Source organism: Streptomyces sp. NPDC057280, from assembly GCF_042668605.1.
Classification (GTDB): Bacteria; Actinomycetota; Actinomycetes; order Streptomycetales; family Streptomycetaceae; genus Streptomyces.
This window is the reverse complement of sequence record NZ_JBHUYR010000003.1, coordinates 380,577-400,467: the sequence shown is the minus strand read 5'-3', so window position 1 is coordinate 400,467 and position 19,891 is coordinate 380,577. Positions and strand designations below refer to the sequence as shown.

Annotated in this window: 17 protein-coding genes; 6 read left to right on the top strand and 11 right to left on the bottom strand. The window is 71.0% G+C overall.

What is annotated here, in order from left to right; all coding sequences use genetic code 11:
* Window positions 1–4: 4 nt before the first annotated feature.
* A complete protein-coding gene (locus ACFUO4_RS20345; RefSeq protein WP_383486538.1) occupies window positions 5–259 on the top strand; it encodes a PASTA domain-containing protein in 255 nt (84 codons plus the stop codon).
* 21 nt (window positions 260–280) lie between these two features.
* Here the strand turns inward: ACFUO4_RS20345 and ACFUO4_RS20340 are convergent, their stop codons facing one another.
* From ACFUO4_RS20340 to ACFUO4_RS20330, 3 genes are all read right to left on the bottom strand, one after another.
* On the bottom strand, window positions 281–817 hold the full coding sequence (locus ACFUO4_RS20340) for a DoxX family protein (RefSeq protein ID WP_383486534.1): 537 nt from the start codon (window positions 815–817) through the stop codon (window positions 281–283).
* Window positions 818–928: 111 nt separating this feature from the next.
* Window positions 929–1,393, bottom strand: a complete 465-nt coding sequence (locus ACFUO4_RS20335) for a hypothetical protein (RefSeq protein WP_079311638.1) — start codon at window positions 1,391–1,393, stop codon at window positions 929–931.
* A 30-nt stretch (window positions 1,394–1,423) separates the two neighbouring features.
* A complete protein-coding gene (locus tag ACFUO4_RS20330; protein ID WP_079311637.1) occupies window positions 1,424–2,701 on the bottom strand; it encodes a hypothetical protein in 1,278 nt (425 codons plus the stop codon).
* A gap of 187 nt (window positions 2,702–2,888) precedes the next feature.
* On the opposite strand from ACFUO4_RS20330, the gene ACFUO4_RS20325 reads away from it, so the two are divergent.
* On the top strand, window positions 2,889–3,767 hold the full coding sequence (locus ACFUO4_RS20325; RefSeq protein ID WP_383486531.1) for a DUF4429 domain-containing protein: 879 nt from the start codon (window positions 2,889–2,891) through the stop codon (window positions 3,765–3,767).
* Window positions 3,768–3,801: 34 nt separating this feature from the next.
* Here ACFUO4_RS20325 and ACFUO4_RS20320 read toward each other — a convergent pair whose 3' ends face one another.
* The gene (locus ACFUO4_RS20320; RefSeq protein WP_383486528.1) at window positions 3,802–4,611 is read right to left on the bottom strand and encodes a class II aldolase/adducin family protein; all 810 of its coding nucleotides are present in this window, start codon (window positions 4,609–4,611) and stop codon (window positions 3,802–3,804) included.
* Window positions 4,612–4,790: 179 nt separating this feature from the next.
* Here ACFUO4_RS20320 and ACFUO4_RS20315 point away from each other — a divergent pair, with 179 nt between their 5' ends.
* Window positions 4,791–5,426, top strand: coding sequence for a hypothetical protein (locus tag ACFUO4_RS20315; RefSeq protein WP_079311635.1), 636 nt, complete (start codon window positions 4,791–4,793; stop codon window positions 5,424–5,426).
* Between the two features lie 73 nt (window positions 5,427–5,499).
* A complete protein-coding gene (locus ACFUO4_RS20310; protein WP_383486525.1) occupies window positions 5,500–5,973 on the top strand; it encodes a pyridoxamine 5'-phosphate oxidase family protein in 474 nt (157 codons plus the stop codon).
* An 18-nt stretch (window positions 5,974–5,991) separates the two neighbouring features.
* On the opposite strand, the gene guaA is transcribed toward ACFUO4_RS20310, so the two are convergent.
* Window positions 5,992–7,569: a glutamine-hydrolyzing GMP synthase gene (gene guaA, locus ACFUO4_RS20305; RefSeq protein ID WP_079311633.1), complete on the bottom strand. Its 1,578-nt coding sequence runs from the start codon at window positions 7,567–7,569 to the stop codon at window positions 5,992–5,994.
* Window positions 7,570–7,928: 359 nt separating this feature from the next.
* Between guaA and ACFUO4_RS20300 the strand changes: the two genes are divergently transcribed.
* The gene (locus ACFUO4_RS20300; protein ID WP_128112339.1) at window positions 7,929–8,192 is read left to right on the top strand and encodes a chorismate mutase; all 264 of its coding nucleotides are present in this window, start codon (window positions 7,929–7,931) and stop codon (window positions 8,190–8,192) included.
* Between the two features lie 578 nt (window positions 8,193–8,770).
* On the opposite strand, the gene ACFUO4_RS20295 is transcribed toward ACFUO4_RS20300, so the two are convergent.
* Window positions 8,771–9,877 carry a hypothetical protein gene (locus ACFUO4_RS20295; protein WP_383486519.1) on the bottom strand — a complete coding sequence of 369 codons (1,107 nt, stop codon included), beginning with the start codon at window positions 9,875–9,877 and terminating at the stop codon, window positions 8,771–8,773.
* A gap of 224 nt (window positions 9,878–10,101) precedes the next feature.
* Between ACFUO4_RS20295 and ACFUO4_RS20290 the strand changes: the two genes are divergently transcribed.
* A complete protein-coding gene (locus ACFUO4_RS20290) occupies window positions 10,102–11,124 on the top strand; it encodes an LAETG motif-containing sortase-dependent surface protein (protein ID WP_383486516.1) in 1,023 nt (340 codons plus the stop codon).
* A 79-nt stretch (window positions 11,125–11,203) separates the two neighbouring features.
* On the opposite strand, the gene ACFUO4_RS20285 is transcribed toward ACFUO4_RS20290, so the two are convergent.
* The 5 genes from ACFUO4_RS20285 to ACFUO4_RS20265 all read right to left on the bottom strand — a co-directional run bounded on the left by ACFUO4_RS20285 (window position 11,204) and on the right by ACFUO4_RS20265 (window position 19,806).
* Window positions 11,204–12,982, bottom strand: a complete 1,779-nt coding sequence (locus ACFUO4_RS20285; RefSeq protein WP_383486513.1) for a GMC oxidoreductase — start codon at window positions 12,980–12,982, stop codon at window positions 11,204–11,206.
* A gap of 11 nt (window positions 12,983–12,993) precedes the next feature.
* Complete coding sequence (locus tag ACFUO4_RS20280; protein WP_079311629.1) at window positions 12,994–14,607, bottom strand: succinic semialdehyde dehydrogenase; 1,614 nt, start codon at window positions 14,605–14,607, stop codon at window positions 12,994–12,996.
* A 131-nt stretch (window positions 14,608–14,738) separates the two neighbouring features.
* Window positions 14,739–16,364: a protein kinase gene (locus ACFUO4_RS20275; protein ID WP_383486509.1), complete on the bottom strand. Its 1,626-nt coding sequence runs from the start codon at window positions 16,362–16,364 to the stop codon at window positions 14,739–14,741.
* A 62-nt stretch (window positions 16,365–16,426) separates the two neighbouring features.
* Complete coding sequence (locus ACFUO4_RS20270) at window positions 16,427–18,079, bottom strand: LamG-like jellyroll fold domain-containing protein (protein ID WP_383486506.1); 1,653 nt, start codon at window positions 18,077–18,079, stop codon at window positions 16,427–16,429.
* 89 nt (window positions 18,080–18,168) lie between these two features.
* Window positions 18,169–19,806 (bottom strand): serine/threonine-protein kinase, encoded by a 1,638-nt coding sequence (locus tag ACFUO4_RS20265; RefSeq protein ID WP_383486503.1) that lies wholly within the window; start codon window positions 19,804–19,806, stop codon window positions 18,169–18,171.
* Window positions 19,807–19,891: the final 85 nt, after the last annotated feature.

Genomic DNA, 19,891 nt, shown 5'->3' with positions numbered 1-19,891 from the left:
GGGGATGGGTGAGTGGGCGGCGAGTATCGAAGTTCCCGACCTGGTGGGGATGACAGGGGGAGAAGCCCACGCTCTCTGCCGTGAACTCGGGCTGTTCCTGGGCTACTACAACATGGATCAGCAACTGCCGCGGAGCATGGTCATCGCTTATCAGGAGCCGCCGCCCGGAACCCTGGCAGAGCGTGTCGGCGTGGTCAGGATCTGGACGACGCTGGATCCGCCGCCCGCCGAGCGGCGGCGATCGGACGACGCCGGCTGACGGCGGGAAGCGGCACCCCCGTCACCAGGCCGAGGCCCCGCTCGGTTCTCGGCGTCGGTTTCTGATCAGCGCGTCCAGCGACAGATAGGGCGCCCCGGCCAGCACCAGCGGCAGCCAGGCCATCAGGTAGGCGAGGTCGTTGCCGTAGTAGTAGGGCTCCGCGGCCCAGCTCATCGTCAGCCAGAGGGAGAGGGAGATCAGGGCTCCGCCCAGCGCCGCGAGGCGGGCCAGGAGGCCGAAAAGGGTGCCGAGGCCTACGGCCAGTTCGCCGAAGGCGATGGCGTAGCCGAAGCCGACGGGGTTGTTGAGGGCCATGTCGACCATGGCCGGGATCGCCGACGACTGCTTGACGTTGCGCATCTGGTCGCCGATCGAGCCCACGCCAGAGTCCTTCATGAAGGCGCTGTCGGTGAGCTTGTCCAGTCCGGCGTAGATGAAGGTGACGCCCAGGAAGACGCGGAGCGGGAGCAGCGCGTAGTGGGTGGCGGTGTCGCGCCAGCCGCGGCGGCCACCGTCGAAGTAGGGGGTGTGCGTGTCCGTACGAAAACCGTGAGTCATCGCTCCTAGCCGCCTCTCACCCAGCGTGCCGTGACCCCTCAAAAGACGATACGTACGAAAGGGAGATGCCGCTCAATGCTGACGGAGGTGTTTTCGGTGCGGTTCAGGGGCTCAGATGTGGGCCCGGATCTGCCGTACCGGGTGCCCCAGCGCCGTTCCGACGGCTGCGAGTTCCTCGTCGCTGAACCAGACGAGTCCCGGGTTCCAGGCGGCGATCTCGAACCGGGCGAATCCGCAGGGCCAGTCGAAGTCCAGTTGGTCCAGCGAGACGGCGGCCCCGCAGCAGGGAACCGTCGCGTCGAGGGTCGGGAAGCCGTCCTCGTGGTCCTCGACGAGGTCGGCCCACCAGGCGAGGTCGATCGATTCCCGGCAGCGCGGACAGCCGATCCGCTCCAGGTTCTGCGCGCTGTCGACCACGGAGGGCAGCTCGTACCAGTCGACGTCGATCTCGACGTCAGTGTCGGGGTCGAGGCCGCCGACCAGCTCGGTCACGAGAGCCTCGGCGCGCAGGGCGCCCGCCTCCTGGGGCTGCCAGTGCGGGTCGACCGGGATGACGGACAGCACGTCTTCACTCATGGCTCAGGCCTCTCTCTCGGTCATCTCGGTTCAGTCCGTCACATCGATCGCGTAGCGGTTGGTCTCCACGCCCGCCGCGGTGATGACCTGGACCTCCACCCGGCCCGGTTCCACGTCCGCCGGGACGGGGACGGTCAGGACGGCGTCCGTGGGGTTGCTGAAGCCGCCGGTCACCGGGACGAGCGGGACATGGACATGGACGGCGCCCACGCGGACGGTCATACGGGACAGCCGCTCCGCGCCCTGGGCGCCCGGTGGTACGAACCCGGCGCCGCGGATCTCGATGTCGTCGCCGGTGCGGATCGGGGCGTCGAGGTCGCCGGCCTCGCGGGCGCGGACGACGGAGAGGATGACGGGACGGCCACCCTCGGCGTACTTGCCGGCCAGGTAGGTCGCGGCCGAGATGAGGACCACGACCGCCAGCCCCCAGGGAAGGTCGGGGAGTTGGTCGGGGCGGCGGGCCAGCCGCACCGCGGCGAACAGCAGGGCGACCGCGCCGATGACGACGTACTGGATGTCGGCGAAGGTGCCGCGCCCGGCGTCGTCGGTGAGCAGGTCGGCGGCCCTGGGGCGGTCGGCGCGTACCTTCTGCAGCCGCTGCCCGAGCACCCGCAGCCCGACCACGCGCCGCACCAGCACCGCGATCCCGCAGACCACGGCGAGGACGGTCACCACCCCGGCACCGCGGGCGAGTTCGAGCCCGGAGATCAGGGTGTCGCGCTCGGCCGGGTCGGACGCGGCGGCGAGACGGCCGACGAGGACGAGCACCGCGTACACGACGAACAGCACCCAGGCCACGGCGACCGCGCGGGAGGTGGAGAGGCGGTTGTCCTCGCCGATCACCGGGGCCAGCGCGCCGCCCCGGGCGCGATGGAACCAGGAGGCCGCGGTCAGGGCACCGGCGGTCAGCACGGCGGCCAGCAGCCCGGCGGTGCGGGCCGCGGTCCAGCCCGCGCCGATCGCCGTCAGCGCCTGGACGAGCAGGAGGACGACGACACCCGCCCACACCGTGCAGGCGGTGCGCCTCCACAGCCGGGCCAGCCACGCCTCGCCCTCGGCGCGGCCGCGTTCGGCGACCAGTTCCGCGGACTGGGTCAGCTCCTCCGACACCCACTGACGGGAGGCCGAGGCCGAGTGGGCCACGGCGGCCGGCAGGCCCTGCCCGGCGGCGAACTCGTCCCGCTTCAGGAGGAATTCGGCGACCGCCCGCCGGTGCCCCTCCCGCGCCCCGTGCGGACAGTCCCCGCAGGTGCAGCCGCCTCCGTGCGCGCCCGCATCCGCGCTCTGTCTCGCCTCCTGCACCGCCACGCCCGACGCCCGCCTTCCCCGCGATCTCCGCTGTGGGCGGCCCCTGCCGATGCCTCGGCGGCCGCCTTGCAACTCCCGTGCGATGACAGCGAATTGTGCCCTACGCCACGGCGCCCTCGTCCGGCAGGTCTGGTCAGGGCGGGTGAAGCCGGGGTCGCCGTGTTGACCTGGCTGCGAGAATTTCTGTATGGCCGAGATCATCCAGCGCGACGGGACCTGGGCCTTCGACGGCACAACGGTCAGGATCACGCCGGGACTCCACCGTTCGGTGCCGCTGTTCCGGCAGACGTACGGGGAGATCGCCGTGCCTCTGGAGGCCGTCTCGGGTGTCGTCTTCGAGCCCGAACGCAAGCGGGGGCGGCTGCGGATGCGGCTGCGCGAGGGCGCCGATCCGCTGTTGCAGGCGACCGGGGGGCGGCTGCCGGACGCGGCGGACCCGTACCGCCTCGCGGTGGACGTCGACCGGGCCGGGGTCGCGGAGTACGTGGCGGAGGAGATCCGGCGGGCGCTGCTGCTCGACCAGATCCCCAAGGACCCGACGAAGACGTATCTGCTGTCAGGGCCGCCGGTCCCGGTGTCCGTGCGCTCCTCCGACGGCAGCGTCTCCTTCGACGGCCTCCAGGTCCGCATCGACTGGGCCGACACCTCGGACCGGGTGAAACGGGCGACCGGCCCGCGGATCATCGCGCTCTCCGACCTGGTGGGCGTGGAATGGCTGCCCAACTCCGGTTACGAGGACGGCTTCCTGCGGTTCGTGACCCTCGAGACGGCGTTCTCCAAACTCCCGCCCGAGAAGGACCCGTACGCCCTGGACCTGTGGGGCAGCGCCCGCCGCGATCTGCTCACGGCCCTGGTGGCCACCGCGGTCACCGCCCGCCTCCCGCATCCCTCCACCCGCGCGGGGAGCGATCATCCGCCGCAACTCCCGCCGACGGTGCCGTCGCAGGCCGACCACCACGACGTACTGCTGCGCAGACTGCGGGAGCTGGGGGAGCTGCATCGCGAAGGGGTCCTGACGGACGAGGAGTTCGCGATGACCAAGGCGGTCATCCTCAGAGGCTTCTAGGGCTGCCCTGCGACCTGGTCCGCAGAGCAGGCCCCTAGCTCAGCAGATCCGGCTCGCTCCGGCTGATGTCCTGCCACAGCGGCTGGTAGTTGATCCATGCGACCAGGTCGCCGCCCAACTGCTCCCTGGTCGCGACGGCCGCCTTGTGGTCGATCAGGATCGGGCGGCCCGCCGCCCTGGCCGTCAGCTGGACCTGGGCGGAGCGCTCCATGGACAGGAACCACCAGGCCGCCGCGTCGACCGAGTCGCCGACGGTCAGCAGGCCGTGGTTGCGCAGCACCAGGCCCTTGCCGGAGCCCAGGGCGGCGGCGATCCTGCGGCCCTCGGCGGTGTCGACGGCGACGCCCGAATAGGCGTCGTAGACCGCGTGGTCCTCGTAGAACGCGCAGCTCTCCTGGGTGATCGGGTCCAGGAGCTCGCCGAGGGCGGAGAGGGCGCGGCCGTGCACGGAGTGGCAGTGGGCGACCGCGACGACATCGGGCCGGGCGGCGTGGACCTGGGCGTGCACGGTGAAGGCGGCCTGGTTGACGTGGTAGCGGCCTTCGACGACCTGCCCGTCGGCGTTGGCGAGGACCAGGTCGCCGACGGTGACGTGCTTGAAGGGCATGCCGAACGGATTGACCCAGAAGCAGTCGGTGAACTCCGGGTCGCGTGCGGTGATGTGGCCGGAGACCCCGTCCTCGAAGCCCTGCCGCCCGAAGATCCGCAGCGCGCCCGCCAGCCGTTCCTTGCGGTGCCGGCGCTCGTCCTCGACCGAGTCGTGCATCGGCGGCATCGCGAACCGGAGGGTGTCGGTGGGCAGGGGGGCCGGCGGGGTCGGTCCCGGTTCATACGTCCCGTGCATCGGTCCTCCAGCACTGGGGTTGCTTTACGGGGCGGAAGTTACCGTCGGTCAGCGCAGGAGAACAGGCGTAAGAGGTAACGATGCCGTGCGCAACCCTTCCGGCGGCTCGGCGGTCTGGTGTGCGGAAGGACAAGTTCCCGACACTTCAGCACCTGTTTTCAGTCATCCCGGAGCACTCCTTGAGCCTCGTCGAACGTCACCTCAGCTCTCTCATGCGGCAGCTCGCGACCCAGGACCACGTCGAGCTGGTCCACCCCTTCGCCGAGCACAAGATGTTCGGGGCGCTGGTCTATGTCGCCGAGTGCTTCGGCTTCCGCTACGCCGGTGTCCGCCTCGTCGGCCGCCACAAGATCCTCCACGTCCACCTGGTCCGCGACACCCACCCCGCGGCCCAGCAGCGCGCCGCCGCGAACCTCGCCGCGTTCCCGCAGGTCGGGGCAGGTGGCAACGTTCCCGGCATGTATCTGAACTCGCTCACGCCGGTCCCGGAGGCCCAGGCCGACGTCGACCTGATCATCGCGCTCATCAAGTACGACGCCCTGATCGAGGCGGGCAACCCCCGGCAGCTCAAGACCATCGGCTGGGGCGCCGCCGCCCTGTTCCTGCTGATGGCCCCGCTGACCGGCAAGTACGCCGTCCTCCTGCCGCTCGCCGTGCTGATACCGGCGTTCATGTACGGCGCCCTCCGCATCAACACGGTCCGCCGCGCCAAGCTGGCCGCGCAGCTGACGGCGGCCGGCTGCACGCAGGTACGGGACGACGCGGGGCGTGAGCGGTACGTGCGCCCGCTGCCGTACGCCACGCAAGGCGCGTGACCCGATCCGTACGCCACGTGCGCCCGCGTAATACCGGACAGCAGGTGTCGGGTATCGGCGCCACACTCGTCGTATGACTGCGAACTGGTCCGCCTTCACCGCCGCCGAACCCGATCTCGCCCGGCTTGTCGAGGAGCGCTTCGGCGCGTTCACCCACCATGTCCTGGGCACCCTGCGCAGGGACGGCTCCCCGCGTCTGACCGGCCTGGAGGTCCGTTTCCTGGGCGGCGAGCTGTGGCTCGGCATGATGCCTGACTCGCTCAAGGCCCGGGACCTGCTCCGCGACCCCCGGTTCGCGCTGCACGCCAATCCCGGGGAGGGTCAGAGCATGGGCGGCGGCGATGTGCGCGTCAGCGGGCGGGCGTTCGAGGTGACGGACGCCGCGGCCAAGGCCGCATACGGCGAAGAGGTGGAACCGCCGGAGCCGTTCCACCTCTTCCGCACCGAGCTGACGGAGGTCGTCAGGACCTACGTCGAGGACGACAAGTACCTCGTCGTCCAGGTCTGGAAGCCCGGAGAGCCGGTGCGGACTCTCAAGCGGACCTAGGAAGACCTACAGGGAGGCCTACTCCCACTCGATCGTGCCCGGCGGCTTCGAGGTCACGTCGAGGACGACTCGGTTGACGTCCGCGACCTCGTTGGTGATCCGGGTGGAGATCTTCGCCAGCACCTCGTACGGCAGGCGCGACCAGTCGGCCGTCATCGCGTCCTCGGACGAGACCGGGCGCAGGACGATCGGGTGGCCGTAGGTGCGGCCGTCGCCCTGGACGCCGACCGAGCGGACGTCCGCGAGCAGGACCACCGGGCACTGCCAGATGTCCCGGTCGAGGCCGGCCAGCGTCAGCTCCTCGCGGGCGATGGCGTCGGCGTCGCGGAGCAGGTCGAGCCGCTCCTTGGTCACCTCGCCGACGATCCGGATGCCGAGGCCCGGGCCGGGGAACGGCTGGCGCTGGACGATCTCGTCCGGCAGGCCCAGCTCCTGGCCGACCATCCGGACCTCGTCCTTGAACAGCTTGCGCAGCGGCTCGACGAGCTGGAACTCGAGGTCCTCGGGGAGGCCGCCCACGTTGTGGTGGGACTTGATGTTCGCCGTGCCGGTGCCGCCACCGGACTCGACCACGTCCGGGTAGAGCGTGCCCTGCACCAGGAACTCCACCGCCGGACCCTCGTCCGCGATGATGTCCGCCTGGGCCTGCTCGAAGACGCGGATGAACTCGCGGCCGATGATCTTCCGCTTCTCCTCGGGGTCCGAGACACCCTTGAGCGCGGTGAGGAAGCGCTCCTCCGCGTCGACGACGACCAGCTTCACGCCGGTCGCGGCCACGAAGTCCTTCTCGACCTGCTCGGTCTCGCCCTTGCGCATCAGGCCGTGGTCGACGTACACGCAGGTCAGCTGGTCGCCGATGGCGCGGGCGACGAGGGCCGCGGCCACCGCGGAGTCGACGCCGCCGGACAGCCCGCAGATGGCGCGCTTGTCACCGACCTGCTCGCGGATGAGGGCGACCTGCTCCTCGATGACGTTGCCGGTGGTCCAGTCGGGCTTGAGGCCCGCGCCCCGGTAGAGGAAGTGCTCCAGGACCTGCTGGCCGTGCGTGGAGTGCATGACCTCGGGGTGGTACTGGACGCCGTAGAGCTTCTTCTCGTCGTTCTCGAAGGCGGCGACCGGGACGACGTCCGTGGAGGCCGTGACGGAGAAGCCCTCGGGGGCGGCGGAGCAGGCGTCGCCGTGCGACATCCACACGTGCTGCTCGGCCGGGGTGCCCTCGAAGAGGGTGGAGGACGACTTCGAGACGTGCAGGTCGGTGCGGCCGTACTCGCGGGCGCCGGTGTTGTCCACCGTGCCGCCGAGGCTCTGCGCCATGAGCTGGAAGCCGTAGCACATGCCGAAGACGGGGACGCCGGCCTCGAAGAGCGCGCGGTCGAGGCGGGGGGCACCCTCCTCGTAGACCGACGAGGGGCCGCCGGAGAGGATGATCGCCGCCGGGTTCTTGGCGAGCATCTCCTCGACCGGCATGGTGCTCGGCACGATCTCGCTGTAGACCCGCGCCTCGCGGACGCGACGGGCGATGAGCTGGGCGTACTGCGCGCCGAAGTCGACGACCAGGACGGTGTCGGGGGCGGCGGCGGGGGTCGCTGATGACACGGGGTGCCTTCCGGCGGTTTGGGCGAGGGCTGTAAGGCCGATTCTAGCGGGGTGCGGCCACGCCCCATCCCGGCCGGTGACCTCGCCCCCTCCCGGCCGCCGTCTCCGGCCCTTCCCGTCCGGTGGATGGACCGCCGGTTGGACAGGATCGGCAGCGCGTGCATACTGCTGCCATGCTCACGCACCCGACCTTCGTCTTTACCTATGGCAACCGGCCCGCCGGCTGCCATGGTCGTGCTGCTTGAGCTACTGACAAGCGACTTCCCAGGCGCCCCGGGCCGACAAGGTCCGGGGCGCCTGTCGTTTCCTTCCGGATCTTGCCGCTCCGGGGCACCTCACCCAGAACCCGAGGAGCCCCCGTGACCACGACCACCGCCACCCCCGAAGCCGTCATCGCCGACGCCCGCGAGCGCATCGACGCCATCGACGACCGGATCATCGGCCTCATCCAGGAACGCGCGGCCGTCTCCGCCGTCGTGCAGCAGACCCGTATCGCCTCCGGCGGACGGCGCGTGCATCTCGCGCGCGAGATGGAGGTCCTCAACCACTTCAGTGAGGCGCTCGGCAAGCCGGGCACCTCCCTCGCGATGACCCTGCTCGAACTGTGCAGGGGTCGCATCTGAGTTCGGGCCCCGTCTCACCCGTACGGCGCGTGACCGCGTCGCGGACCGCTTCGTTGGTGGTGGTGTCCGTGCCAGCCAGGGGCGGGCCCGACAGAACCACGCGTGGCTCGCTGGAGCGATGAGACGTTCGGATCTTGCCGTACGTCGTGGGACCTCGCTCCAGGTAAGTGACCGGACGGCAGGGGACAGCAGCCCGGTCACCCAAGAGAACGGTCGGCTCCGGGGACGCCCGGGGCCGGCCGGCGGGAACAGAAGGCTGGACCAAACGGTTGCGGCGGCCGGGTCCGTCCAGCACGATGCCTACAAAGCCCAAGTCCCCCTGTACACACCCACATTGTCTGTGCGTTTCGGCCCTGCCAGAGGTCGAGACCATCCGCGCGCCCCGTATGCGCCGGGGCGCCGACCCGGGCATCCAGGACCAGCGGCGCAACCCCCCGGCGCCGCTCCTCAGGCACCGGCGCTGCCCTGACGCCGGTGCTGACGAAAGAAGGGCCCCGCGGTTCCGTCCCGCGGGGCCCTTCGCATACCGGTCGGACCCGGCCACCAGGAGTCAGGTCCTCAGACCCGGCCACCCGGCGTCATGTCCGGGACACCGTTCCGCAGCCCTTGTCGTCGCTGATGTCCCGGCTGCGGTCGTACGGGTCCGTCGTCGGGCCCGTCGGTGCCGCGCCCGTGGGCTCGGCGGACGGGAAGTGCGGGTGCAGGAAACCGTCGTAGATGTCGCAGGCCGAGTTGCCGATGTCCTGGTCGTACTTCACGACGGCGATCTTGCCCGGTGTGACCCGGTACTTGGCCGGGTCGGAGAGTTCGAGGTCGAGGACGCGGCGGACGATGGTGCGGGCCACGTCGGTCGTGCCGTCGGTGCGGACCACCGGGTAGACGAAGGTGTAGTCGGCGTGGACCGTGACGGCGGCGCCCTCGCCGGCCTTGAAGGTCATACGGCCGCGGGTCTTCACGACGTCTCCGACGAGCCGGGCCTCGTCCGGGTCGAAGCGGCTGAACATCACCAGCGGATCGTGCTTCTTGTCCGGCTCGCTCAGGGCCTTCTTCAGGAAGCCGGGCACGTTCTGGTGGGGTTCCAGCAGGTCGAGCGCCGTCTCGGGACGTTCCCCGCGCAGGGTCGCCGGGTCCAGGTTCGCGTCGATCAGCAGCTTCCGGGTCAGGTCCAGGGCGCGCGCGACATCCGCCTTGCTCCGCCCGCCGACCGCCTTCGCCTCCGGTACGACAATGCCGGCCTCGCCGTCGGCCCAGCGCTTGGCGGGCGAACCGGCGAACGGGTCGTCCAGGGTGGCGATCGCCGGTGCCGCCGTCGAGGGCGGGGCGGTCGGCGCCGCCGTCTCCGCGGGCAGGGTCTCGGTCGCCTCGTCGGCGGAACCCGAGCCGAAGGGGTCGCCGGGCAGCAGCGACGGCTTGATCGCCACGACGGCGACGGCCACGGCGAGCAGCACACCGAGGGCCTTCCACACCCCGCGGCCGCGCTTCTTCTCCTGCCGGGCAGGCCCCGTGCGCCACCCCTCGGGCAGCTCGCCCCGCGCCTCCTGCTGACGGAGCCGTTCCGTCACCATGCGGGCGCGGGCGGAGGGTTCCTTCGGAGCGGCCGTTTCATTGGCGCGAACGAACTGTTCCCAGACGTCGTCCGGCACTTCGGGGGTCGAGGAGGAGTCCTCGGCAGGCTTGTCAGACACGATCGTCAGTTCTAGGGGTTCCGAAAGCGCCTTCACAAGGAAAATCCGGCGGGACCGGGCTGTGACTCAGGCCACATAAGAATTCTGTGAATGCGAGTGCAACCGTTCACAGCTCTCGTGGATCAAACCATGCGTACCAAGGGCCACAGCCGCGCCCCACACGCGAGGCCCCACTGCCCCACTCGCGTGCTGCGCGCAGCACACCGGACGTCTTGAGGTCTTTCATGAAGCTTCGCCGTGCCATGGCCGCAGCGGCTGCGACGGCTGTCATAGCCCCGCTCGCACTGCTGTCCGCGCCCGCCGCGTTCGCGGACGAGACGTCGTCGCCCACCCCCACCGAGACGGTGACCGAGACGCCGACCGACACGGCCTCGCCGACGGCCCCGACCGAGGTCCCGAGCGACACCGCGTCGCCGACCGACACCACGTCGCCCACGGTCTCCACCGAGCCGACCGGCACCACCTCGCCGACCGGCAGCGCGTCGCCCACCGACTCCACCGAGCCCAGCGAGTCGGCCGAGCCGAGCGAGGAGCCGTCCGACCCGGACGTCCCCTACTGCGACGACCTCGACGAGGACTTCAAGGACGCCAAGGTCTCCGCGGACATCAAGGGCCTGCCCGGCAAGATCGTCGCCGGTGACGGCTTCCACGGCTTCAAGCTGATCGTCACCAACGACTCCGGCACCACGGTCGACGGCGTGGCCTTCTACGCCGAGGTCGAGAACGACGAGCTCGACCAGGCGAAGTGGCTCAGCCCGTACGTCGACCTGGAGTTCAAGAACCCCGAGACGGGTTCCTGGGACCGCATCGGCAACGACGACTGGGCCGGCGACTACTTCTTCTACGTCGACGAGCTGAAGGCGGGCAAGAGCAAGTCGGTCGACCTGCGCGTCAGCATCGACGCCAAGGCCCCGGCCAGTGACGCCTACTCCTTCGGTTCCGGCGCCTACCTCGACAACGTCGACGGCCAGGACTGCATCGCCGAGGGCTGGGCGGCGTACGACTTCTCGGTCCTCAAGGCCGGCTCCAAGAACGACGACCCGGGTGAGGCCACCCCGGGCGACCACGACAAGGGCTCGGTGAAGAAGCCGCAGGGCGACGTCTCCGACCTCCCGACCGGCAACCTCGCCGAGACCGGCTCCAGCTCGGCGCTGCCGACCATCGGTCTCGTGGGCGGCGTGGCGATCGTCGCCGGTGCGGGTGCCGTCTTCGCGGTGCGTCGCCGTAAGGCCGGCCCGCAGGCGTAACACAAGCCAGTTGCAAGAAAACGAGAAGGACCTGCGTTCGGAGGGGGATGCAGGTCCTTCTCGCTGTCCGCATGGGGTATCAGGCCTTGGGCGGCACCGCCGGCATCCCCAGGAACGGCAGTCGCAGCGCTCCGAACGCCTCCGCCGGGACCGCCGGTGACCGCGGCTCGACCGGCTTCAGCCGCTCGTACGCCGCCCCCTGCGCCGGACGCGGGTCGGCCTCGCCGTTGTTGGGCCAGTACGACATCGCCCGCTCGGCCTGCGCGGTGATCGTCAGCGACGGGTTTACGCCCAGGTTGGCGGAGACCGCGGCGCCGTCGACGACCGAGATGCCGGGGTGGCCGTAGAGACGGTGGTACGGGTCGATGACCCCGTCCTTCGGGCTCGCCCCGATCGGGCAGCCGCCCAGGAAATGAGCCGTGAGCGGGGTGCCCATCAGCTCGCCGACGTTCGAACCGGCGAAGCCGTTGATCTCCGCGGCGATCGCGGAGGCGGCCTCCGAAGCGGCCCTGATCTGCTTGGGGTTGGGGGCGCCATGGCCCTGCCGGGCGGTCAGCAGGCCCTTTCCGACCCCGTCCGGCTTCAGGTACGTCGTCAGGGAGTTGTCCAGCGACTGCATGACCAGGCCGATGATGGTCCGCTCCGACCAGCGGCGGTTGGAGAGGGACCGCAGGACGAGCAGCGGATGCCGGGCCGCGTTCGCCAGCCAGCCCGCGACCCTCGACGAGCCCTCCGCGTACGGCACTTGGAGGATCGACAGGCCGCCCATCGAGTTGGAGCCCTTGCCATAGCGGACCGGTTCGATGTGGGTGTTCTCGTCCGGGTGGATGGACGAGGTGATGGCGACGCCCTGGGTGAAGTCGGGCTTGGCCGAGCCGGTCGCCCTGCGGTAGCGCCGGCTGTCGGTCTGCGCGCCGACCAGCGCCTCGGAGTTGGTCCGGGTCAGCTCGCCCAGCTTGGCGGAGATGTAAGGGAGCTGACCGCCCGCCTTCATGCGGTGCAGCAGCGTCTGGGTGCCGTAGGTGCCGGCGGCGATGACGACCCGGCGGGCCTTGAAGGTCCGGCCCTCGCCCTTCTTCCTCCGGTCCGTGGGGAGGGTGGCGATCGCGTACCCGCCCTGCGAGTCGTCCGTGACCGACACGACCGTGGTCATGGGGTGCACGACCGCGCCCGCCTTCTCGGCGAGGTGGAGGTAGTTCTCGTTGAGGGTGTTCTTCGCGCCGTGGCGGCAGCCGGTCATGCACTCGCCGCACTCGGTACAGGCCTTGCGGGCCGGCCCCGCGCCACCGAAGTAGGGGTCGGCGACCTGCTCACCGGCCTTCGCCTTCACCGACCCGTCGGCGTCCTTGCCGTCGCCGAAGAAGACACCGACGGGCGCCATGTGGAAGGTGTCGCCCACGCCCATCCGCTGGGCCGCCGCCTTCAGATGGACGTCGGACGGGGTCATCGTCGGGTTGAGCCGTACGCCGAGCATGCGCTGCGCCTGGTCGTAGTACGGCTTCAACTCCTCCTCCCAGTCCGTGATGTCCCGCCACTGCGGGTCCTCGAAGAACGGCTTCGGCGGTACGTAGAGGGTGTTGGCGTAGTTGAGGGAGCCGCCGCCGACCCCCGCGCCCGCCAGCACCATGACGTTGCCCAGCAGATGGATGCGCTGGAGGCCGTACATGCCGAGCTTGGGCGCCCAGAGGTAGTTCTTGAGGTCCCAGGAGTTCTTGGGGAGGGTATCCCTGGTGAAGCGGCGGCCCGCTTCCAGGACGCCCACGCGATAGCCCTTCTCGGTGAGGCGCAGGGCGCTGACCGAACCGCCGAATCCGGAACCCACGACGATGACGTCGTAGTCGTAGTCGTCCTGTGGCACGTGCGCTCTCCCTACCGGAACCGGAACGCCTTCATCAGCCTCAGGCTGCGGCTCATGAACTGGGCGTACTTCTCGTCGTCCATCCCCAGCGACGGCGCCATCGGCAGCAGCCGCTGCTGGGCGACCGTCTGGGCCTCGGTGTACTTGAGGATGCCCTCGGAGCCGTGGCGGCGGCCGAGGCCGGAGTCCTTCATGCCGCCCATCGGGGACTGGACGCTGCCGTAGGCGGGCGCGTAGCCCTCGTTGACGTTGACCGTGCCGGTGCGCAGCCGGGCGGCGACGTCGCGGCCGCGCTTGCCGTCCTTCGTCCAGACCGAGGAATTCAGGCCGTACGACGTCGAGTTGGCGGCCTCGATGGCCTCCTCGTCCGTCTTGAAGCGGTAGACGGACACCACCGGGCCGAAGGTCTCCTCGGCGCAGATCGCCATTGGCTCGGTCACGCCGTCGAGGATGGTCGGCTCGAAGAAGTAGGGGCCGATGTCCGGGCGGGCGACGCCGCCGGCGACGACCGTGGCGCCCTTGGCGACGGCTTCCTCCACGTGCCGGGTGACGGTCTCCAGCTGCCGTTCGCCCACCAGGGAGCCCATGTCGGCGCCGTAGGCGAGGGACTTGCCGAGCCGCATGGCCTTGGTGCGGGCGGCGAAGCGCTCCAGGAAGGCGTCGGCGATCGACTCGTGGACGTACAACCGCTCGATGGAGATGCAGAGTTGGCCCGCGGAGGAGAAGCAGGCGCGGACGGCGCCGGCCGCGGCCTTCTCGATGTCCGCGTCCTCCAGGACCAACATGGCGTTCTTGCCGCCGAGTTCGAGGGAGACGCCGACCAGCCGGGCCGCCGCGCCCTGAGCGACCTCGCGCCCTGTACGGGTGGAGCCGGTGAACGAGACATAGTCGGCGTGCCGGACGACCTCGGGGCCGACGACCGGGCCCTCGCCGAGGACGACCTGGAAGACGTCGGCCGGCAGGCCCGCCTCGATCAGCAGGTCGCGCGCCCACAGGGCGGTCAGGCAGGTCTCGGTGTCCGGCTTCATGACGACCGCGTTGCCCGCGACGAACGCCGGGAGCGCGTCGCCGACCGACAGCTCCAGCGGGTAGTTCCAGGGGGCGATCTGGCCGACGACACCGCGCGGGTGACGGAGTTCGGTGACCCGGGTGAGGGTGGGCATGGCGCCCGCGTGCCGCTTAGGCCTCAGGTAGGAGGGGGCCTTACGGCCGTAGTGCCGGGCCGCGACCGCGACGGCCTGCACCTCCTCGTGGGCGTGCAGCCGGGCCTTGCCGGTCTCCAGCTGGATGAGGTCGAGGACCTCCGCCTGGCGTTCGAGCACCAGGTCGTGGAAGCGGAGCAGCACGGCCGCGCGCTGCCGTACGGGCGTCTGCGCCCACACCGCCTGCGCCGCGCGGGCCGCCTCGAAGGCCTTCGCCACGTCCTCGGGCGTCGACTCGGGCAGGTCGGCCAGCTTCTCGCCGGTGAACGGCGTGTGGTTGGCGGTACGACCGGAGCCGACCACGCCCTTGGTGAGCTGCGCGACCAGCTCCGGGGTGACCACGTCGGCGGCGGTACGGGCGCCCTCCGGGGCGGGGGCGAGGGGGTTGGTGCCGGTCAGTTCCGGGGCCTGCGAGTCCGTCATGACGCGCAGGGTATGCCGGGTCGGGGACTTTGGGTACCCGGCGGTAACAGGGATTCACCGACCGCACACACGGCGCCAGCGATCACTGGCGGTGAACCTGCTGATCAGGGCGTTGTGCGAGGACGATCACCTCAGGATGCCGACTTCCCGATCTCGAGCCGGTCACGGGCCGCCTTGAACACCGAGGTGCCCTCCTTCTCGTCGGGGGTGCCCTTGGGCATGTCGACGCGCAGCTCGTACATCCGGCCGTCGCCGGTCAGGACCGTCAGCTGCATGACCCGCGTGGAGCCGAAGCCCTCGTCGTCGTAGGTGGTGTCGGCGAGGATCGCGGCGTAGCCGTCCAGGCTGGTGTCGGTGATCCGCGTGTCCGCGTCCCCGTGCGAAGCCCACTCCAGCTTCTGCTGCTGCTTCCGCATCTCCAAAGAGACGGGGGCCTTGTCCCACTGGCTGAGGCGGACCCCGATGTCGCCGGACTCGAAGATCACGATCCTGGGCTGGTCGTTCGGGCTGCCCTGCCGCACGGACTCCTCGTACCGGCTCGGCACGGAGAGGATCGCGTTCATGTCCTTCTCCCGGTGCCGGGTCCAGGACTCGTCGGCGACGTCCGTGGCGCTCACGGCGGAATGGGTGGCGTTCATCTCCCTGGGGTCCGCGGGTGCCGGGTCCGCGAAGAACCAGGAGGTCCCGGCCCACGCCCCGCCGACGACCGTGACGGCGAGGAGCGCGGCGAGGAGGGGGTGGCGCAGCGGGCGGGGCTTGTGGTGCGGTGGCGTCGGTACGACGGTGGTGTCCGACGCGGGAACCGGTGCGGCCTCGGGCCCGCGCAGCCGTACGGTGCCGGAGTCCTCCCCCCACTCGGTCATGCGGTCGGGTTCCTGGACGGCCGGCGACGGTTCCGGCTCGGCGAGCCTCGGCACCGGCCATCCCTCCGCCGCCGCCTCCAGCACCTTGGCGGCCTCCTCGGCGTCCGGTCGCGCGTCGGGGTCCTTGGCCAACAGGCCGGTGATCAGCGGGCCGAGAGGTCCGGCGCGCCCCGGCTCGGGCGGATCGTGGGAGAGGACCGCGGCGAGGGTGGACTCCATCGTCGTACGCCGGAAGGGCGGCTCGCCCTCGACGGCGGCGTACAACAACACGCCCAGGGACCACAGGTCGGAAGCCGGTCCGGCCCCCTTCCCGGACATCCGCTCGGGCGCGACGAAGTCGAGCGAGCCGACGAACTCGCCGCTGACGGTGAGGGATTCCTCGCCCTGGACATGGGCGATGCCGAAGTCGGTGAGGACGACCCGGCCGTGGGTGCCGAGGAGGACGTTGGCGGGTTTCACGTCCCGGTGGACGATGCCGACGGAGTGCGCGGAGCGCAGCGCGCCGAGGACGGCGAGGCCGATGCGGGCGGCCTCGGCCGCGGCGACGGGCCCCCGCCGGAGCGCCTCGCCGAGGGACTCGCCCCGGACCAGCTCCATGACGATCCAGGGCAGTCCGTCCTCCACGACGACGTCATGGATGGAGACGGCGGCGGGATGATCGACCCGGGCGGCGGCACGGGCCTCGCGGTACAGCCGGTGCGAGGCCCGCTGGTGCACCTCGTCCTCCGGGTCACCGGGCAACCGCGGCTGCTTGACGGCGACTTCACGGCCGACCAGCTCGTCGAGCGCCCGCCAGACGGTGCCCATCCCGCCCGACCCGATGCGCTCGACGAGCCGGTAACGCCCGCCTATGAGTCGTCCCTTGGGGCTGGTCCCGCCCCCGTCGTTGCTCATGTCCCCATCAGTACCGTGTGGCGTGGGGGGTTGTCGACGCGGGGTGGCCGGGCCGCCGTCCGTCAGGTGATGTCGACGCCGCCGAGCCGCAGCATCGCCAGCTGCGTCTGGCTCAGCACACCGGCGTAGGTGTGCAGTTCGTCGACCTCGCCGGTCAGGTACTCCCCGGCGGTGCCGCGTCCGACCTGGAGGTCGCCGGTCGGCGTCCAGGTGTCCGCGTCCGTCACGCTCGCCGTGGCGGCCGGGTACGTGTCGTCGACGTAGAGCCGCAGTGCGTCGGTGCGCTCGTCGTAGACCACGGCCAGGAACTCGTCGCCCGCCGAGGAGCCCACGTCGTAGCGCGCCTCGACCGTGGTGGTCGGCGCGTCGGCGCGGTCGTCGTGGGCCACGGTCGCCTGCCAGGTCCGGGAGGCGGCGAGGTAGCGCAGGGTGAACAGGTCGGTGTGCTCGCCCGGCTGGGAGAGCACCGTCATGTCGCGGGTCGCGGTGTCCGGGTCGATGCGCACCTTGGTGGTCACCGAGAAGCCGGCGTCGGTCGGGGCGAGCGCGGTCGGCGTGGTGGCGTAGTCGCCGTCACCGTCGAGAAGCAGGTCGCCGGAGCCGTCGACGGGATAGGTGACCGGCGTGCAGTCCGGGTTCCAGGGGCAGTCGTCCGTGGCCGCGTAGATCGACGCGTCGCCCGCCAGGGTCAGCGGCGCGCCGCCCGCGTTCGCCGGGCTGCGGCCGTCGGTCGCGGTCTCCAGGTCCCAGTAGCCGAGGCGCTGGGCCTTGCGGGTGGCCACGTCCGTGATCTCGGCGGGCACGAACACCCGGTCCCAGACGTTCACGTCGGTGAGCTGTCCGTCCCAGTGGTCGCCGATGCGGAGGGCACCGGCACCGCCCGCCGCGACGACGCCTGTGGCCGTGCCGGTGAGCGTCCCGTTGACGTACAGCCGGGCGGTGTCGATCTCGCCGTCGTACACACCGACGAGGTGCGCCCACTCGCCCTTCTCGGGGGCGCCGCCGGTGAGCCGGGTGGTACCGCCGTCGGCGGTGGGGAGGGTGAAGGACCAGCCGGCGCCGGCCGTGGCGCCGAGCGAGAAGCCCGCCTGGCCGACGACCGCGGCATCGGCGCCGGGCGTGTCCGGGCGGACCCAGGCGTCGACCGAGAAGGTCCGCGCGGTGTCGGCCGTCGCGTCGAGGCGGGCGTACGCCTCGTCCGTGCCGTCGAAGGAGGCGGCGGAGGCGACGCCCGTACCGGAAGGACCGGACGCGCCGAAGGTGACGCCGGAGCCGGTGACGGCGCCGGACTGGCTGTCGGGGTCCCAGTGGGTGACGGCGGTGCGGCCGTCCGAGACGTTGACGCGGTAGGTGGTCCGGCTGCTGACCGCACCGGCGGCGTTCACCGCCTGGACCTCGAGCGAGGTCGGCCCCTCCTTCTCCGGCATCCAGCGCAGCGACACCGGAGCGCCGGGCTCGGCCGCGGTGAGGGTGCGGGGGACCCCGCCGAGCCAGGAGTAGCGGTACGACACGACGTCGTCGGACGCCGAGTCGATCACGAACGTGCCGTAACTGCCCACGCCGTCGTGCCAGTTGTCGTCGTCCGGATACTGCGTCGACGTCACGACGGGTGCCTGCGGAGCGTCGGCGGCGGCCGCGACTCCCGTGGTCACGCCTCCCGCGAGCGCCGCGACGGCACTCAGCGTGACGGTGCGCGTCCATGCGTACTGCTTCAAAGGGGTCCCCTCCCCAGGTTCGGACCGAGCTCGAAACAAGATCGGTCTCAACGGAGGATGACCTTAACTGCCGCCACTGACAACGGAATTCAGAGCGCGTCGACGTCCAGATGGGCGATGGCGGTCTTCGCCACCTCCCGGCCGCGGGCCGCGAAATCACCCTTCCAGGGATAACTGATCTGGAGCTTGTACATGTCGCCCTTGGAGGTCTTGTAGTAGAAGATCTGCATCTCGCGGGGGCGGGGGTCCTGGGTGTCGTCGGTGGTGTACGTGATCGTGTTCCGGGCGGCCGGCTTGCCCTGGTAGGTGGCCCCGCCGTCCGTCTTCGTCCGCGGGTTCTCGGGCATCTGGAGGTCGTACTCGCCGTTGTCCTTGAACTGCTTGTTGTCCTCGTACATTTCGGCGGCGGCGGAGTCGGCGATGCTGTCGGTCGTGTCCTCGGCTCTCCGGTCCAGCCTCAGGCCGATCCAGATGCTGCCGCTCCAGTCGGTGTACGTGACCCAGTGCGCGTCGTCGGTCTTCCGGTCCGGGTACCTCGGCTGGTATTCGTCGGGCACCGCCAGCGACGCGGCGACATCCTTCTCGTGCACGGTCCTCCAGCCGTCCGGCAACGGCCCCGCGAACGGGTCCGCAATCACCAGATACGCCGCCACCGCCGCCGCGACGACCGCCGCGCCGAGCCCGATGAGTGTCCTGCGGCCCAGCCGGACGCCCTTCGGGAGCCCCTCGGCCCGCCGCACCGCCTGCGTCGGGGCAGGTGGTGCGGCGGCCTTCTCCAGCAGGGCCCGTACCTGGGCGGCGGTCGGACGGCGGCCCGGCTCCTTCTGGAGCAGGCCTGTGATGACCTCGGCCAGGGGGCCCGACGCCGAGGCGGGCGCTGCGGGGGTGGCGTTGAGGACGGACTGGAGGGTGGCCGGCGTGTTGCTGCGGCGGAACGGCGACACGCCCTCCGTCGCCGCGTACAGCACCACGCCCAGGGACCACAGGTCGGACGCCGGGCCGGGGCGCTGCCCCAGCACCCGTTCCGGCGCGATGTATTCGGGCGAACCGACGAAGCCGCCGGTGTCGGTCAGGCTCGTCTCGCCCTCGATCTGGGCGATGCCGAAGTCGGTGAGGACGACCCGGTCGTGGCGGCCGAGCAGGACGTTGTCCGGCTTGACGTCCCGGTGCAGGATGCCCGCCGCGTGCGCGGCCTCCAGCGCGGCCAGCACCTCCAGGCCGATGCGCGCCGCTTCCCGCGCCCCGAGGGTGCCCTCCTGGAGCGCGTCACCCAGCGAACGCCCCCGCACCAGCTCCATGACGATCCACGGCCGGCCGTCGACGACCGCCACGTCGTGCACGTTCACGACCGCCGGGTGGTCGAGCCGGGCCGCGGCCCGCGCCTCGCGCCGCATCCGTTCGAAGGCGTTGGCACGTTCGCGCTCGGGCAGGTGGTCGGGTACGCGCGGCTCCTTGACGGCGACCTCGCGGTCCACCGTCTCGTCCTGGGCCCGCCACACCGTCCCCATGCCGCCGTGCCCGAGCTTGGCCAGCAACCGGTACCGGCCCGCGATCAACCGCCCCGCGCCGGGGTCCTGGGGAGGCGCCGTCTGCTGCGGCACGACCTGGGTGGTGGGTGTCGCGTACGGGTTGTCGGGGTGCGGCACCGCCACGGGCGGGTTCGGCGGCTGCAGACTGAAACTCGTTGGCTCGTCGGACCCGTAAGGGGCTCCCCCGTCGCTGCTCATGGGTCCATCCATATCGCGGCAGGCGCCGCGTTATCCAGCCAGAACGCTGTCCGGTCACAGAGCCGTGACCAATCCCTGTCATTCC